We start from the raw sequence: 14,550 nt of genomic DNA on the forward strand, positions 1-14,550 counted from the left end.
TCAGGCGGCTTCCCGTATCCGCCGCCAAGCCCGCATCCAAACCGGCGACAAAATCTTCTATGAAGGGGGCAAACTCGGTCAGTAGCATGGCGTTCAATCCGGTCATTTTTTAACGCGGATTAGCTTACCTGCTTTACCACCCATTTTCAGCCATAAATTTGGCGGCTTTATGAAAAACTTGATGATCGAGTGTAAGCACTGCCTTTCTATTGTATAGTAGTCGCCAGTATATTGCGTGACCCCGATGATTATTTTTGTGCACTTAAGGACTTAGCCGCGCCATGCTTTGGCCGATAGCAGGCCGCGTAACGCTAGGGCCAGATAGCGGAAATCTTGCCGGATACTGAAATTTGCCCAGTAAAACGAATCGCTGAGCAATTTTTCTTCTTCGGGCGCATCGGCGGGGATAAGCAATTGGGTAGGACCAAATAATCCGGCTGGGGCTTGGTCAGCAAATTGCTCCCAATTTTCGGTGCGTTGCGCCGAGGTTTCAAGACTGACAGGCAATGCCCCTACTAGACGCAAATCACCGCTGATAACCGCCCATAGACGCGGCAGGTAACGCAACACCGGAAAACCCAACGGCAATTCCCATGCCACAAATTCCGACCGTTGCGGCAAACCAAAATCATCCAATTTAATTTTGTTGCCGCGCAAGCGATGGGCGATGGGCGAGGGATTTTTCTGTCTGGTAAGCAAAACCGCCGCCAATAGCCACAACGGTAAACTGAACACCAATATCGCCACACCTGCGCTACGGTTATAGGCATCGCCTAAGCCTTGGTGCAGGGGATTGGTGGTCAAATCAGCCAGCAAAAACGTATCGGTTATCTTAAGTATCGCCCCGCTATCCACGCGGATCAGTTCATTACCGCGCACAATGGCGTTACGGACTTCCACCAATTCGCCGACATAGCTATGCGGCAGGATAACACTATCGGCAATGCTGGCACGGCGATCAATGATGACATGATCGCCTATCACGACCTCACCGCTCAATTCCACAGACGGATGCAAACTACAATAAGCGCCAATCAGGGCAATACCCTGTTTGATGTTTTGTGGGTAAGCTTGGCTGTTACGGCCTTGCGTCATGCCTAAAGCCGTTTGCAAGCCGGGCAATAACAGCGGGATACGGCCTGCGGCGGCATCCAGATTCGCTTGATGGAAACCAGCCAAGGAATCCAGTTTGGCCACACCTCCCACCACGTCAACCGAAGGGATGGCTTCCTCGGCCAATGTCCAGTCGGCATTGGCTAAAACGTTAGGACGCAGTTCGCGGCAAAACAACATAAAACCATTGTCTCCGCCGCAGCGGGCCTGTACGCAAGGGGCGGCCAGTACTTGTGCTTGCGCGACAAAATCACCGACCATACTGCTACGCACCACGTCGCCGCGTAAGAGCAGAAATGGCGGTTCAGGTGCTATGCTTAAGCTTGCCAACACTTGCTGCGGAGTCTCTTCGCCACGGCTGGTGCTAAAAGTCAACGCCATACCCCAGCGTTCGCCAGTACAAAAAAAATCTTTCACGGCTTCGGCATGGGGCGAAAGCACAATGTGGGCTTGGCGTAAGCCAGCTTGCACTAAAGCTTCCAAGGTATGTTCCAAAACGCTTTTGCCAGCCAACGGCAATAACGGGATACAGGTATTATCGGTCAGCGGCAATAATTCTTGGCCTTTTCTGTCCGCTAAAATAATAACGTCCATCAGTAAGCTCCTCGGCTTAACAGCACCGCCGGAATGGTTTTCAGCAATAGCTTGATATCCAGCCACACCGATTGCGATTGGATATATTGTATATCCAACTGAACTTGTTGCGGGAAGGGGATATTAGAACGCCCCGACACTTGCCAGATACAAGTAATCCCTGGAATAACTTCCAAACGTTGGCGGTCTTGCAGGGAATATTTGTTCACTTCGGACGGCAAAGCCGGACGCGGGCCGACGAGGGACATGTCACCCTTAAAAACATTCCACAATTGCGGCAGTTCGTCTATTGAGGCCTTACGGATGAATTTGCCGACCGGAAAGATGCGCGGGTCGTTTTTCATTTTAAACAGCACCCCTCCGGCCATTTCATTTTGCGCCTTGATTTCTTTTAGGCGTTGGTCGGCATCAAGATACATGGAGCGAAATTTCCACATTGTGAACAACTTGCCCCAACGTCCGACGCGGGTCTGCTTATAAAATACCGGGCCCGGCGAGCTTTTGTAAATCAACGCCATAATCACTGCAAACAGCGGTATCAGTAAAATCATTAATATGACCGAAGCCAGCACGTCGATCAGACGCTTGACAAAATAAGTGCCGCTAATAACGCCATGCCATAACCAACGTTTAAGCAACATCCGAGGAGAAATGCCGCTGTTCAGATACCGCAGACGGCTATAGCGGTGCAGCAATTCATGCTGCAATTCATCGTCGTTCATAGTTCATCCTTGTTGGCGTTGTCGCCAAACACGATAGAGAAACAAAGGGTTGCCGATCAAATAACGCCGCCACATACGTCCAGGTTCTTGCAGCAAACGCCACGTCCATTCGATGCCGATTTCGCGCATCCAAACCGGGGCGCGGGGAATACGCCCAGAATAATAGTCGAACAGGCCACCCACCCCCATACACACAGGCACCCGCAATTGCTCACGGTAACGCGCCAACCATAACTCCTGTTTAGGTACACCAAAACCGACCAGCAAAACGGCCGCCCCAGAGGCATTGATGGCGGCAAGCACTTGCGGTTCTTGCGCATCAGAAAAAAAACCGTCTTGGACACCGGCGATTTTTAAGCCAGGAAAGCGTTGCTGCATGGCGGTTGCCGCCTGTTCGGCAATACCCGGCAAACCGCCCAACAAAAACAGGCTGTAGCCTGCTTTAGCGGCGCGTTCGCACAAACGCGGGAACATATCCGTGCCGTTGACATTTTCGCGTAAGTGCTGCCCCAGCAAACGGCAGGCGATTTTAATGCCGATGCCGTCCGGCAACACGCATTCGGCATTTTGCAGGACTTGGCGGTAGTCTTCATGGGTATAAGCGATATTCAGGCAAGCGGGATTGACGAAAGCCAGCAGCGAAGTGTGTGGCTTGTCGAGGCAAGCCTCAAGCCAATCTAAGGCTTCGATCATGGTAGTATTGAGAATATCGACCCCCCAAAAATGCAGCAAGGGCGGAGTAGGCCGGTCGGCATCACCCTCTAAGACCCAAGCAATGAGTCCGCGCAAGCACAAGCCAATATAGCTTTTAATCGACAGATGAGTGAAAAACGCATGGTCGGTGGCAAATTCGTCATCATAAGCCAAGCCCACTTGCCGCTTAAGGCTGTAGGCAGACAGGACACCGGGCCGAAAATTAAAATGGTCGCTGGCCTTAGCGCCTAACTGTTCGGCTTCGGCGGGCGATAAGGCGCGGACTCCTGCCCAAGCCAAATCACCTGCCAACACATTGATCAGCACCGCTAAATTTTTGCCACTGGCGGCACCAGCGAAACTGAGGCGGTTAAACGGGCGTTGCCGATAACCCAGTTGCGGCATACGGATAAAGACCTGATGCGTACTTATCTGCCCGGCCACGACACGGTAAAACAAAAAAGGCGATAGCAACAGCAGCAACACACCACTGACCAGCACATCGAATAAACGGGTCATGGCCTTATTCCTGAAGTTTGCGCGGCTTAATCACGGCGGGAACCCCCACCGCCAACGAGTTGGCAGGCACATCCTTCAGCACCACGGCATTCGCACCGATGGCGACATCGTCGCCGATGCGGATTGCGCCCAATATTTTCGCGCCTGTGCCGATGTCGACACGGTTGCCGATCACCGGTGCCCCAGCTATCCCAGTGTGTTTCAGGCCGATGGTCACGCCGTTGCGGATCACCACATCATCACCGATGACGGTGTCGCCGCTGATGATAATGCCGCCAAAATGCTCAATGACCAAACGCCGTCCGACTTGGGTTTCACAGGGCAAATCAATGCCCGTCAGAATTTGCGACGCTAATTTTAAAAGACGGTACAACAAGGAAAACGGCAAGCGCAGCCAACGTTGTCGGATGTTATAACGCCAGCGGCCAAAACGGTAGACCACCATCACCCATAGGCCTTGGCGGCAAATGTCACCCTCATAAGCCCGCCAATCTTCTCTAATCAGTTCAAACATACGCTTCACCAAGGTTGGGGGGGGGACACCAAACCGCCTTGGGTTTCTGCCCAAGCTTGCGCCCATAGTTGCACAATATGCCGGGATTCGGCGGCTTTTTCGGGGGCGCGGCGGGCATTGCGCCAAGCCCGCAGCCGATGCCAACTTTGTTCCAGACTTTTGGCAAGCCAGCTATAAACCCAGCCATGCCATTTACGGTAATAAAGCAGTTGGCTACGCATACGCCATAAGGTTAATTGTTTGCCGGCACTGGAAAACACCAGTTCATCAACAGTTTCCGACGATGCACCGCCAACATGGGTAATCAGCAAATCCGGCCAGTAGTAGACTTTAAAACCCGCTTTACGGATGCGCTGACACAAGTCAACTTCTTCATAATAAAGGAAAAAATGCGGATCGAACAGACCGATTTGAGCCACCAAGCTACGCGGTATAATCGCAAACGCCCCAGGCACCCAATCCACATCGGCGGCTTGCAACGGGTCGGCCCAAGAGCGGTCGAATTTGCCGAAAAAACGCGAGCCCGGATAACGGTTTGCCAAACCGGACAGGGTCAGGCCATCATTCAATAAAGACGGAAATTGCCGTGCCGACGGTTGCCATTCGCCCTGCGTACCTTGCAATAACCCACCGCCCATGCCCGCATCAGCGGTTGCTTCGATATGTTGCAGAGCCTTTGCCAGGGTATCGGGCGGCAATACCGCATCGGGGTTGAGCAGCACCAAATAGCGGCCTTGCGCTTGCGCTAATGCCAGGTTGTTGGCGTTGCCAAAGCCTAAATTGGTGTCATTAGCAAGCAAGCAGATCTGCGGATAGTCGCTGCGGACAATATCCGCCGTACCGTCCCGTGAGGCGTTATCGACGACGATAATGTCAAAATCGGCTAACGTTTGCGCCATTAGGCTGTCTAAGCACGACCGTAACAACGGCGCACTGTTGTAAGTGACGATAAGCACCGATAATTCGCTCATAAACCCTCCCTATCCGTCCGTTGCCATTGGGCGTTGCGCCGGGCATTACGCCACAATTTTGGCATTAAGGTCAGTTTCCAAAAAATATAAAACGGCACTGTCGCCAAGGCTTTAATTTCCGCAAAACCGCCACCGCCGCATCGGATTGCCAGCAGTACATGCCCAACAACCAGTAGTAACCCAGCCAAGGCATAATACTGCACAATAGGCAGCGGCAGCAATAAAGCCGCCACCAACAACAGCACATGAAAAGCCAGCGGTAACAACAACAATTCCGCCAACGGTTCCAACAAACGCCATTTGCCTTGTAACACCGCCATAAATAAGCGGGGGATATGTTCTGCCATGAGCCGGAAGCGTCCGCCTTCCCAACGGCTACGCTGCACGGCGGCGTTTGCGCCTTGGTTAGGCGCATCGGACAATACCGTCACGGCCTCAAGAAATCGCACCTGAAAACCCGCGTCGACAAGGCGCAAGTGATATTCCATATCTTCCGCTATAGAACCCGCTTCATAAGGCACGGCTTCGAGCACAGTACGGCTAAGGGCAAAACCGTTACCTAAAATCCCGACCGAAACGGCCAGCTTTTCGCGGCCTACCAACCGTAATTCATTAAATGCCAACCACGCGATATATTGCAGGCGGGCGCGGCGTGAGGCTTGGGGATTGGCGATACGGTAACGGCATTGTAGGGCTTGCTTGCCTTGGGCAAAAGCGAGTTGAAAGCTGCTGACAAAACCGCTGTCGACTCGGCTGTCGGCATCAACCACAATAAAGCCGGCAAAGTTTTCCGCTAATAAGGTTTTAAACGCATAATCGAGAGCGTAGCCCTTACCGCGTTCCGTCTCATTATGCCGTACCAGTACTCTTGCACCTGCTGAGGCGGCAAGCGTGGCGGTGTCGTCTTGGCAATTATCGGCAATGACGATCAGTTGGCAACCGGGGGCGTATTGAAGGCTGGCATTCAGATTGGCGATACACGCACTAATACCGTCAGCTTCGTTGTGGGCCGGCATGACCACAGCCAGACGCGGCAACTCCGCAGGAGACTCAAAAAGGCTTTGCGGTCGGAGCCTATGCCCAATAGCGGCACCCGTTAAGACCAACAGCTCCAGTGTACCGGGTAATGTTAAAAGGAACAGGAGCCATGCCGACAGTGAAAGTAATGCCTGGATCATAAAACCTCAGTAAGCCTTGAGTGGATTTGATAGCCAATAAACAGGTGTTGCTTATGCCATTTAACGGGTTTGCTCTGCCCCCGCGCTTTGCCACATTCCTAATGGGTACGCCGCACCTAAACTAGGCATAAAGCCTACCTGTTTTATTGATTTTATTATTATTTTTAATATACGCTTTTGTAACTAAGTGTTTTACGCTTATCGCACAGGAAGGCGGTAATGCCTGAAACATTAACTGTTGACCGTAATACAGGCTATCACAAAAGCATTATCCTCCACGCCGTTACGCTTGTCGTAACTATTATCAATCATGCGCCCCATTCTTCTAGGACAGAAGACAAAATTTACCTATTTATGGCAATTATCGGAAGCCTTGCATCTATAAGATCTTGGGATAAAGGAACAACCGTCAAAATAACAGTTCTCCATTTGAAAGAAACATTGTCTTTTTATTTAATAACTTGACGGACAATTATCTACTTTTGCAAAGCAGTATATATTTAGATTATACTAAATTTTTAATTGCTGCGGGCAAAAATACGGATATTGCAGGTCTTGCTGATTATATACGCAGTCCGCAACAAGCGCCCATTTGACCACAAAGTGATGGCGACTCAGTCCCCCCGACCAAATTCAAAGGGCAGTCTCTGATTGTACCGGATTATGGGGTGCGTATAAATCGGGCATTTTGTTGATTTTATTGCCCAAGAGGAGTAATTTCAGCCCCAAAGCGTTGGGGGTGTGCCATGAAAACCAAGCCACGGAAAAACCATACGATTTGCCTTCCGTTCGAGAAAAACCGCTATGACGGCCTAATAAAAGCCCCCAAGACATTCAGGGAGTATGTTGACGGCCAATGGGTCACCCACCCTGAACTGTTCCCTGAGGGGATGGGGCTGGGCTATACCATGAAGGACATCCGCCGTTCAAAGAAACTGGGTATCGCTATCCGGCGGATAACGGTTAGTGGCACGGACTACAGCATCCGCCTGTCGTTCGCCATGCCCTATATGGGCGGGTTCGCCGCTGACGCCGAAAAGGGCCTGTATTTGCGCAAGTACGGTGTCCCCTTCCATGCGTTGGCCCACACTTGCGGGCGCATTACCTAAGCATGTGCTTGCCGACGAGAAGCACACCCGTTTGGGCGGGGGGAAGTGCTATGTCGCCACCACCGTGGCCAAGGAATGCGTTTTGGGGGTCGCGGTGGCCGAAAACGCGGGCACGGAAGCCCTGACCAAAGCTTATGGCGTGTTTGCCGAAGAGGCCAAGGCCGCCAAACCCGGTTACCGCCCCGAAACCGTCAACACGGACGGGTGGGCGGCCACCCAGAACGCCTGGGCTTACAAGTGTAGGTTTTCTTACCCTCCACCCCCTTCTGCGTAAACAGCCAAAGTCACGCCGTTGATTTCCGTCAAACCGGGCCATGCCTCAGGCCGCCCCGGTTTGACGGGCAGGGGTTGGTGGTTCAGCAAGGCGGCGACAATCAAAGACCAACCGTGTTGGAAAATGCCGACCATCCGCCAGCGCTTCCCTTGTCGCCGTGCCGCACCCGGCACTGATGGTTCCTTGATGTCCAACGGCGTGTCGGCTCCGGCCTCGGCTTCGCCACCGACGGAAAGCAGCCACCAGGTGGCGATGGCAATGGCCATCCACAGCCGCTCCGCCCGCGCCGGATCATCCATGCGCGTATGTTGCCATTGCCAACCGCCCCGCTTGCTGTGCTTGAAGCCCTGTTCTATCCATGCCCTCAAACCGTACCAGCAGGCGTCGGCGCATTCGGGCGCCAGATCGGTCAGCACCAGCCACGGGCCGTTGTGCCCTTCGCCCCAACAGCCCAACAATGTGCAGGGCAACTGTGTCTTTTTGCCGCTGAACGCGGTGCCGCGCCCCTGCCAACGGCGGCCTTCCGCAGGCACCAAACTGCAAAAGGGATGCCAGCGGCACCAGCCTTCGGGACGGAACGAACCTTGGACATTGACGCGCAGGAACGGATGCCATTTCAGTTCCACGATGGCCCCGAACAGCCATTTCGCGTATAAGCCCCGGTCGGCCAGCACGATGACCGTCCAGCCCTCCGGCAACAGTCCCCGGAAACGCCCCAACAACGCCAGCCATTCCGGTTTCCAGGCGTGTTTCTCCGTGGCTTTCAGCACCTTCCAGGCGATCGGCACTGCACAGCCACGGTACACGACACTGATGGCCAGCACGGTGAACCGATCCCCCAGGCTCGTCGCATCCATGGCGATGGCGAGCTGGCGGCCTGCCCAGCCGTCCAACACCCAGGCCAGCCACGGCGCCCAACACTCGGTGACGCAAAGGTCGGCACGCCGCCGCCCCGATTTCGCGCCCGCTTCCCGATAGGTGTCACGCAACCTTTCACGCAGCGTGTTGTACTTTTTCCCCAGCAGCGGCGACAACACGTCGGCCACGGCGGTCAGGCTGCATGAACGCGCGACGGCCATGCCAAAACTCCACAACGCCAAGCCCAATGCCTGTGGCTTGCTGAGGGACGGAAAATGCATGGCAATCGTGTCGATCCATTGGTATAGTTCTGGATGGCGGGGCATGGCGGCACCTTCGGTAAACGGATGTTGATGACACTCATCAATTTACTCTCAACGCTTTGCCCCGTCACTTTTTAAAAACCTACACTTGTAAGGAACGCCTGGGCCGCCCTGTTCCCCGGCATCTTGGTGCTGTGCTGCTTCCTCCATATCTTCATCAAGATGCGCGACCGCGCCAAGCTGAAATATGGCGCATTGTTCCTTGAGGCCGCCACCAAGCTGTGGAACTGCTACCGGGCGGCCAGCAGGCCGCCTTCAGCCAACGGGTCAGAAGGCTGGTGGAATGGTGCGCGGCGCGGCCGGACTTGCCGACAGCCATTACCGGCCCCATCAGGAAACTGGGGGAAAACCGTCGGCGCTACTCCGCCGCCTACGGCCATCCGGGGTGCCACAGGACCAGCAACTGCTTGACCGGGTCATGCAGCGGATGGACAGGCACCTTTTCGGCACCCAATACTTCCATGGCGGGCGCGCCACGGCGGAACTCAACATCCGGGGCTGGGCGCTCATTTACAACTTTGCGCCGTCAAACCCGATGACGGTAAGGAAGCACTTGGGTAAAAAGAGTCCGGCGGAGAGGCTAAACGGCTTTTCATACCACGACAACTGGTTGGAAAACCTACTGGTTTCCGCCTCCTTGCAGGGAGTTCGAGCCTCCCCATAATACCGTACAATCAGCAGATTTTATTTAGAGGCTTAAAAAGTGCCTATTATGTAGTAATATACCCCTCGCCTAGGCTTTATTTGAAGACAAAGCTTTCCTTATTTAAAGCAGCAACCCGATAACATTACCAGATAAGCCCATTTATGCCCCCAATAACCGAACAACTTTTCCAACTCCTGCAAGGTGTCGATTGCCCCGGCAATTATTACACGACGGGCATTATCGAAACCTTTCCGCCGCTGATTGAAGTCGAGGGCGTAGGGCGGGTGGCTTTGCCGTTATTGCCGGCTCAAGTGGAACCGTTGGTGGCCGCCGCCGAACGGGCGCCTTATGGGCGGGGGCAAGAAACCTTGGTCGATACACAAGTGCGCCGTACTTGGCAAATTGATGCCGTCCGCATCAGTTTGGGCGGCAAGCATTGGCAAGCCACGCTGAACAGCATCGTCAGCCGTGCCGCACAAGGTTTGGGGGTGGACGATGGCGTGGTGGCGGAACTTTATAAACTGCTGGTTTATGATACGGGCAGTTTTTTTATCAGCCATCGGGATACCGAAAAAGCGCCGGGGATGTTCGCCACCTTGGTGATCGTCTTACCTTCGGCTTATAGCGGCGGCGAATTGGTGGTGAGGCATCAGCAAGAAGAAGTCAAGCTTGATTTACGTTGCACCGACCCGTCCGAAATGGCTTTTGCGGCATTTTATGCCGATTGCCAGCATGAAATATTGCCCATCACTGAGGGTTGCCGCCTGACCTTAATTTATAATTTGGTGCGTACCAATAAAAAATTGCCGCTGCCGACCCCGCCCGATTATCGCCAAGAGCAACACAAAGTGGCAGTATTATTGCGCCAATGGGCGGAGCAATTGGCTGATGAACAGCCAAAACCGTATGACGATGATGATACTTATACCGAAGCCCCCCTACCCGACAAGCTGCTGTATCTGCTGGAACATGCCTACACACCAGCGGAACTGAGCTTTGCTGCCCTAAAGAATGGCGATGCTGCGATTGCCGAGGTATTGGTCGCCGCTGCCGGACAAGCCGACTGCGATATTTATCTGGCTTTAGCTTCCATAGAAGAGAGCGGTACAGCCGAATATGGCGGTTATGACCGCTATCGGCGTGACTATGACTTGGAACCGGGCGAAGTCGAAGATAGTACGGAAACCCTTGGCCATTGGCGGCGGCTTGACGGTAGCGAGCCGCCCTTACCGCAAATGCCTTTTGCCGAATACGAATGCTGCCCGCCCGATGCCTTTGCGGATATAGAACCGGACGAAGTGCAATTTGAAGAAGCGACCGGCAATGCTGGAGCTTCTTTTGAGCGGACTTACCATTGTGGGGCTTTGGTGATCTGGCCGCATAGCCGTTATTTGGCTGTGGTTAACCAAGTTGGCCTATGTGGGGCTGTGCCGATATTACAAGAGTTTTGCCAGACGCTTCCGGCGGCAGGTAGGCTAGACACCAACACCATTATTTGGCAAGATGCCCACCGCTTAGCGGGTTATATATTACGCGACTGGATACCAGGCACATTGGGTGAACACAGCCGATACAATGATGCCAACCTAACTGCCTTTTTAGAATGCCTATACTGTTTGCAAGATAGCGGACACAGCCGCCAATTTTGGCTAGAATTTGCCAGCTTGGGCGTTTACCACCGTGCTTATTGCGCCAGCCTCGTGCAAATTGCCCGCCTGTTACCTTGGCCTGACGTTGTCGACGGCCTAACCCGTGCCATCAGCACCAGTGCCGAGCATCATGCCTTAGAAGCCTGTGCCGCTTTACTGCTTAATTTTTCCCAAGCCTACCCCGATCAGGCGGGTGACCTTAGCCCGGCGGCAAACATTCTACTACAAGCTTTACCCGGCGATATAGCGCGGTTTGCCCATTTGCCACCTTGGCAATATGCCAGAATCACGGTTAATGAGAGCTTGGTCGCCGATTTGTTGACAGGGTTTAGTGCCATAGAGACGGTGCTGGCAGAAAAACTGCTTGATTATCTGTTGGCATGGCCTGAGCTTTACAAAATGGACGGCTTGTTGATACCCGCCGCCTTAAACCTGACCGCCACGGCGGCAACCGCCGGCTTGCCCGCTATTGTCCGCTTGCGCGATGAAGTCATTGCTTACCTACAAGCGCGGGTCGCCGAAGACCTGACGCCGCCTGCCGATTGGCGCAGACCTAGCCAGCTTAATTGCGTCTGTGCAGACTGTATAGGACTGAGCCTGTTTCTTGACGACCCCAGCGAAGCGAAATGGCGTTTTAAAGCTGCCGAAAATCGCCGCCAACATATCGCAGACACCGTCAAAAGCAACCATTGCGATGTCAACTTACAGACCGGAAAAGATGGCCGGCCTTACACGTTGATTTGCACCAAGAACCAAGCCAGTTACCAGCGCAGGGTAACACAACGCCAACAAGATTTAGAGACTTTGCAGACGTTATCTGTGCCGCTATAATTTTTGCAGGATGGGAATTGCAGGTTTCCAAATGCTAAGGAACGTGCATAAAATTAAGTAGGCGTTCTATTGCACGGGATCCCAGCTCTAGGTCTTTGGGCGAAGCCGAAGAGCCGCTCCCTTCGGCTTCGCTCAGGGAACGGCTCTTCGTCTCTACAACGGATTTTATTTCGTGCGCGTTCCTAAGCTAAAAACAACGAAAAGCCAATTTGGCATAAAATGGTTTTTAGCTATTTTATAGGTTGCCACTATGCTTTAAGACTTGGACACTCACCTATAAGGCATCGACAAAAATTGAAGGTCTTTGCAGGCCACTTTAGTCTGGCGGACAGCTATGTACAGCTAGCCATACCGTAGCTTCCCCCGCCGCCGTCCACGCCACCCGATGTTTGGTATGGGCAGTAATCAGCGCATAATCGCCCGCATTTAATAGGCTGTCGGCTTGTCCTTCATAAGCGAGCCGGGCTTGGCCTTGTAGGACTAACACCCATTCATCCCAAGGCTGGTCATACCAGAAACCCTCGGCACTGGCATGGCCTTGCGAGACAATGCGCTCGATATGGACGTGCGGGTTTTTGAACAAGGTCGTGAAAAGCTCTTCTGGCAATTGCTTGGGAATGTCGGCAAAAATATTGGCTTGGCTCATAGGCGGGACGTTAGCTAGAGGTTTAAGGGGAGTCGCTATTTTTGCGAAAGATTGCTTCGGCATCCTTGCCGGTCAATCAGCAAAAATCACGCGACCGCTTATGCCTTCGGCTGCCCCAGCCGTCCTGGTCACTCGCTCGCCACCCAACAAGGGGTGGCTCACATGCTCTCCAATGACTCGACGCGATTTCGTATAGCCTGCATTTTCACTTCCGCTTCGCTTCGTGAAAACTCAGGCACTATCGCTTCTGGGGACTACTCGACTCCTGTCTCGCAGCGAAAGTACCATTCAGTTTATCCGTCTGTTTGACAATATGCTATTATCGGCTAAGCCAGCTTAAAATCTGGACGGCAGTATCAGCCCGCCCAGGCTATATTATGCTTTCGTTGCCTTAACCGACTGCCGACTGCTCTGCTGCTGCATCATGGCTGAAACGGACGCTGTCTTCGGCAGACCGTCCCAGGGCTTTGGCAAACCAAGGTGGCGGAGCGGCAAAAACGGCTTGGAATTCCTGCAATTGCGCCACCGCTTCGGTGACATCCGGCACTTTAATCGGATAAATATCGGCGCGGATTACTTTTGCCGCCGCTGGCCCACCGATAGACTGCACGAATAAGACATGGCAATCTTTAATCAATTGGGCGCGGAACAAGTTACGGTCTTCGGCACTGTCGGCTTCGATGGTCGAGCGGATGTCCACTAAACGGTAATCGGTGGCCGATAATTGGTAGACCAGGAAACGGATGCACGAGCCAAAATGGCCGTTAATTAACGCACCGCTGTTCGAGCCGATGGCGACCCGGATCGATTCGGGCAGGTCGCCGTCTTGGTAGGGCATAATTTCCGGCAAATCTTCGTCTTGGTCTTCATCACCCCACAAATAGCGTACCGCCAATTTGATATTGGCCAGACCGATGCCGATGTCTTCGCCGTCTTCTTCGCCATCTAAACTGCCCAAGCCTGTTTTTAGGTTAGTGACGGTGATGGATTTGAGCTTTTCGTCAGTTAACGGCGAACCGACCCGTTCATGCAGTATGCCCAGTAATTTAGGTATATCGATGCCGGGTAAGATGCGTGATGCCAAAGCGATGCGTAAAGCCAGTTCACGGGGTAATGCGTCCATTTCAAGCTCCTGGTTTAACAAGCGGGGATAAGAATTTGAGGATTTTTCGGGTTGACGCTAAGTCCACCGCAGTAAAATCATCATGGTTTTTCAGGGTCGGATCAGCCCCGCCCTGAATAAGCTGTTCGACCACCGCTTCCCGGCCACTGGAGGCGGCAAACATCAGGGCAGTCGCACCTGAGGCCGGGCTTTGGTAATCCGGGTCAATACCTGCCTGTAGCAAAGCTGCGATACACTCACCGTTTTTGGCATAACAGGCCGCCCATAAGGCGTTATTGCCATAATCATCGACGACACTCAGGTCGGCCTGTTCGGCCAGTAAAAACCTGACAACATCACTACGGCCTTGCTGGCAGGCCAAGATTAGCGGATACAGGCCTGCACTGTTTTGTGCCGTAGGTTGGGCGATTGAAAAATAATTGTCTTGCAGCCAAGCCCATACTTCCGTTTTCATCAGGCCGCCTGAAGGGCTTCCCGCCAACTGGCATAGCCACCATCCAGGCTATAGACGGCCTTGAAACCGAAATCGCTAAAGAATTCGGCAAGATGCTCACTGGCATGGCCGTAATAGCAATAAATCAATAGGTCACGTTGTTTATCGCCGCGTTTGATTAAGGACTCTTTCAGGCCCTCATGGACATGCAGCGCGTCATCAATATGTCCGGCCTTATAGTCCTTGGTGTCCCGGCAGTCCAGAATCATCGGGGCGGCAGCTTGGATCAACGTTTTTGCTTCGGCAACAGAAATTTTTTTATACTTAATAGCCATTGGGCTTTCCCTCTTAAAA

15 protein-coding genes are annotated in these 14,550 nt (G+C 53.2%); 4 read left to right on the top strand and 11 right to left on the bottom strand.

Annotated elements, in window-relative coordinates:
* Positions 1-270 precede the first annotated feature (270 nt).
* The 6 genes from AADEFJLK_RS19780 to AADEFJLK_RS19805 are packed head-to-tail and all read right to left on the bottom strand — an operon-like array spanning position 271 to position 6,304.
* On the bottom strand, positions 271-1,707 hold the full coding sequence (locus tag AADEFJLK_RS19780) for a sugar phosphate nucleotidyltransferase (protein WP_103975485.1): 1,437 nt from the start codon (positions 1,705-1,707) through the stop codon (positions 271-273).
* On the bottom strand, positions 1,707-2,429 hold the full coding sequence (locus AADEFJLK_RS19785; RefSeq protein ID WP_103975486.1) for a sugar transferase: 723 nt from the start codon (positions 2,427-2,429) through the stop codon (positions 1,707-1,709). The genes AADEFJLK_RS19780 and AADEFJLK_RS19785 overlap by 1 nt, the downstream gene beginning before the upstream one ends.
* A gap of 3 nt (positions 2,430-2,432) precedes the next feature.
* Positions 2,433-3,641, bottom strand: a complete 1,209-nt coding sequence (locus tag AADEFJLK_RS19790; protein ID WP_103975487.1) for a WecB/TagA/CpsF family glycosyltransferase — start codon at positions 3,639-3,641, stop codon at positions 2,433-2,435.
* Between the two features lie 4 nt (positions 3,642-3,645).
* Positions 3,646-4,155: a serine O-acetyltransferase gene (locus AADEFJLK_RS19795; RefSeq protein WP_103975488.1), complete on the bottom strand. Its 510-nt coding sequence runs from the start codon at positions 4,153-4,155 to the stop codon at positions 3,646-3,648.
* A 5-nt stretch (positions 4,156-4,160) separates the two neighbouring features.
* On the bottom strand, positions 4,161-5,126 hold the full coding sequence (locus AADEFJLK_RS19800) for a glycosyltransferase family 2 protein (RefSeq protein WP_103975489.1): 966 nt from the start codon (positions 5,124-5,126) through the stop codon (positions 4,161-4,163).
* Positions 5,123-6,304: a glycosyltransferase family 2 protein gene (locus tag AADEFJLK_RS19805; protein ID WP_103975490.1), complete on the bottom strand. Its 1,182-nt coding sequence runs from the start codon at positions 6,302-6,304 to the stop codon at positions 5,123-5,125. The genes AADEFJLK_RS19800 and AADEFJLK_RS19805 overlap by 4 nt, the downstream gene beginning before the upstream one ends.
* Positions 6,305-6,523: 219 nt before the next feature.
* On the opposite strand from AADEFJLK_RS19805, the gene AADEFJLK_RS24145 reads away from it, so the two are divergent.
* The 3 genes from AADEFJLK_RS24145 to AADEFJLK_RS19815 all read left to right on the top strand — a co-directional run bounded on the left by AADEFJLK_RS24145 (position 6,524) and on the right by AADEFJLK_RS19815 (position 7,687).
* Positions 6,524-6,769, top strand: a complete 246-nt coding sequence (locus AADEFJLK_RS24145; protein ID WP_146054679.1) for a hypothetical protein — start codon at positions 6,524-6,526, stop codon at positions 6,767-6,769.
* A 281-nt stretch (positions 6,770-7,050) separates the two neighbouring features.
* A complete protein-coding gene (locus AADEFJLK_RS19810) occupies positions 7,051-7,413 on the top strand; it encodes a hypothetical protein (RefSeq protein ID WP_103975491.1) in 363 nt (120 codons plus the stop codon).
* Positions 7,379-7,687, top strand: a complete 309-nt coding sequence (locus AADEFJLK_RS19815) for a hypothetical protein (RefSeq protein ID WP_103975492.1) — start codon at positions 7,379-7,381, stop codon at positions 7,685-7,687. The genes AADEFJLK_RS19810 and AADEFJLK_RS19815 overlap by 35 nt, the downstream gene beginning before the upstream one ends.
* On the opposite strand, the gene AADEFJLK_RS19820 is transcribed toward AADEFJLK_RS19815, so the two are convergent.
* A complete protein-coding gene (locus AADEFJLK_RS19820; protein WP_103975493.1) occupies positions 7,663-8,871 on the bottom strand; it encodes a transposase in 1,209 nt (402 codons plus the stop codon). The two genes, AADEFJLK_RS19815 and AADEFJLK_RS19820, sit on opposite strands and share 25 nt — an antisense overlap.
* Before the next feature lie 804 nt (positions 8,872-9,675).
* Here AADEFJLK_RS19820 and AADEFJLK_RS19830 point away from each other — a divergent pair.
* Positions 9,676-11,994, top strand: coding sequence for a 2OG-Fe(II) oxygenase (locus AADEFJLK_RS19830; RefSeq protein WP_103975494.1), 2,319 nt, complete (start codon positions 9,676-9,678; stop codon positions 11,992-11,994).
* Between the two features lie 316 nt (positions 11,995-12,310).
* On the opposite strand, the gene AADEFJLK_RS19835 is transcribed toward AADEFJLK_RS19830, so the two are convergent.
* The 4 genes from AADEFJLK_RS19835 to AADEFJLK_RS19850 all read right to left on the bottom strand — a co-directional run bounded on the left by AADEFJLK_RS19835 (position 12,311) and on the right by AADEFJLK_RS19850 (position 14,531).
* Complete coding sequence (locus tag AADEFJLK_RS19835; RefSeq protein ID WP_103975495.1) at positions 12,311-12,640, bottom strand: cupin domain-containing protein; 330 nt, start codon at positions 12,638-12,640, stop codon at positions 12,311-12,313.
* Between the two features lie 391 nt (positions 12,641-13,031).
* A complete protein-coding gene (locus AADEFJLK_RS19840; RefSeq protein WP_088618610.1) occupies positions 13,032-13,763 on the bottom strand; it encodes a dinitrogenase iron-molybdenum cofactor biosynthesis protein in 732 nt (243 codons plus the stop codon).
* Between the two features lies 1 nt (position 13,764).
* Complete coding sequence (locus AADEFJLK_RS19845; RefSeq protein WP_103975496.1) at positions 13,765-14,217, bottom strand: ankyrin repeat domain-containing protein; 453 nt, start codon at positions 14,215-14,217, stop codon at positions 13,765-13,767.
* Positions 14,217-14,531, bottom strand: coding sequence for a rhodanese-like domain-containing protein (locus AADEFJLK_RS19850; protein ID WP_251827730.1), 315 nt, complete (start codon positions 14,529-14,531; stop codon positions 14,217-14,219). The genes AADEFJLK_RS19845 and AADEFJLK_RS19850 overlap by 1 nt, the downstream gene beginning before the upstream one ends.
* Positions 14,532-14,550: the final 19 nt, after the last annotated feature.

The sequence above is a fragment of the Methylovulum psychrotolerans genome (assembly GCF_002923755.1).
GTDB lineage: Bacteria > Pseudomonadota > Gammaproteobacteria > Methylococcales > Methylomonadaceae > Methylovulum > Methylovulum psychrotolerans.

Excerpts from the sequence above, each read along its gene's own strand:
- AADEFJLK_RS19780 (WP_103975485.1), bottom strand. The coding sequence starts at position 1,707 with ATGGACGTTATTATTTTAGCGGACAGAAAAGGCCAAGAATTATTGCCG.
- AADEFJLK_RS19785 (WP_103975486.1), bottom strand. The coding sequence starts at position 2,429 with ATGAACGACGATGAATTGCAGCATGAATTGCTGCACCGCTATAGCCGT.
- AADEFJLK_RS19790 (WP_103975487.1), bottom strand. The coding sequence starts at position 3,641 with ATGACCCGTTTATTCGATGTGCTGGTCAGTGGTGTGTTGCTGCTGTTG.
- AADEFJLK_RS19795 (WP_103975488.1), bottom strand. The coding sequence starts at position 4,155 with ATGTTTGAACTGATTAGAGAAGATTGGCGGGCTTATGAGGGTGACATT.
- AADEFJLK_RS19800 (WP_103975489.1), bottom strand. The coding sequence starts at position 5,126 with ATGAGCGAATTATCGGTGCTTATCGTCACTTACAACAGTGCGCCGTTG.
- AADEFJLK_RS19805 (WP_103975490.1), bottom strand. The coding sequence starts at position 6,304 with ATGATCCAGGCATTACTTTCACTGTCGGCATGGCTCCTGTTCCTTTTA.
- AADEFJLK_RS24145 (WP_146054679.1), top strand. The coding sequence starts at position 6,524 with ATGCCTGAAACATTAACTGTTGACCGTAATACAGGCTATCACAAAAGC.
- AADEFJLK_RS19810 (WP_103975491.1), top strand. The coding sequence starts at position 7,051 with ATGAAAACCAAGCCACGGAAAAACCATACGATTTGCCTTCCGTTCGAG.
- AADEFJLK_RS19815 (WP_103975492.1), top strand. The coding sequence starts at position 7,379 with ATGCGTTGGCCCACACTTGCGGGCGCATTACCTAAGCATGTGCTTGCC.
- AADEFJLK_RS19820 (WP_103975493.1), bottom strand. The coding sequence starts at position 8,871 with ATGCCCCGCCATCCAGAACTATACCAATGGATCGACACGATTGCCATG.
- AADEFJLK_RS19830 (WP_103975494.1), top strand. The coding sequence starts at position 9,676 with ATGCCCCCAATAACCGAACAACTTTTCCAACTCCTGCAAGGTGTCGAT.
- AADEFJLK_RS19835 (WP_103975495.1), bottom strand. The coding sequence starts at position 12,640 with ATGAGCCAAGCCAATATTTTTGCCGACATTCCCAAGCAATTGCCAGAA.
- AADEFJLK_RS19840 (WP_088618610.1), bottom strand. The coding sequence starts at position 13,763 with ATGGACGCATTACCCCGTGAACTGGCTTTACGCATCGCTTTGGCATCA.
- AADEFJLK_RS19845 (WP_103975496.1), bottom strand. The coding sequence starts at position 14,217 with ATGAAAACGGAAGTATGGGCTTGGCTGCAAGACAATTATTTTTCAATC.
- AADEFJLK_RS19850 (WP_251827730.1), bottom strand. The coding sequence starts at position 14,531 with ATGGCTATTAAGTATAAAAAAATTTCTGTTGCCGAAGCAAAAACGTTG.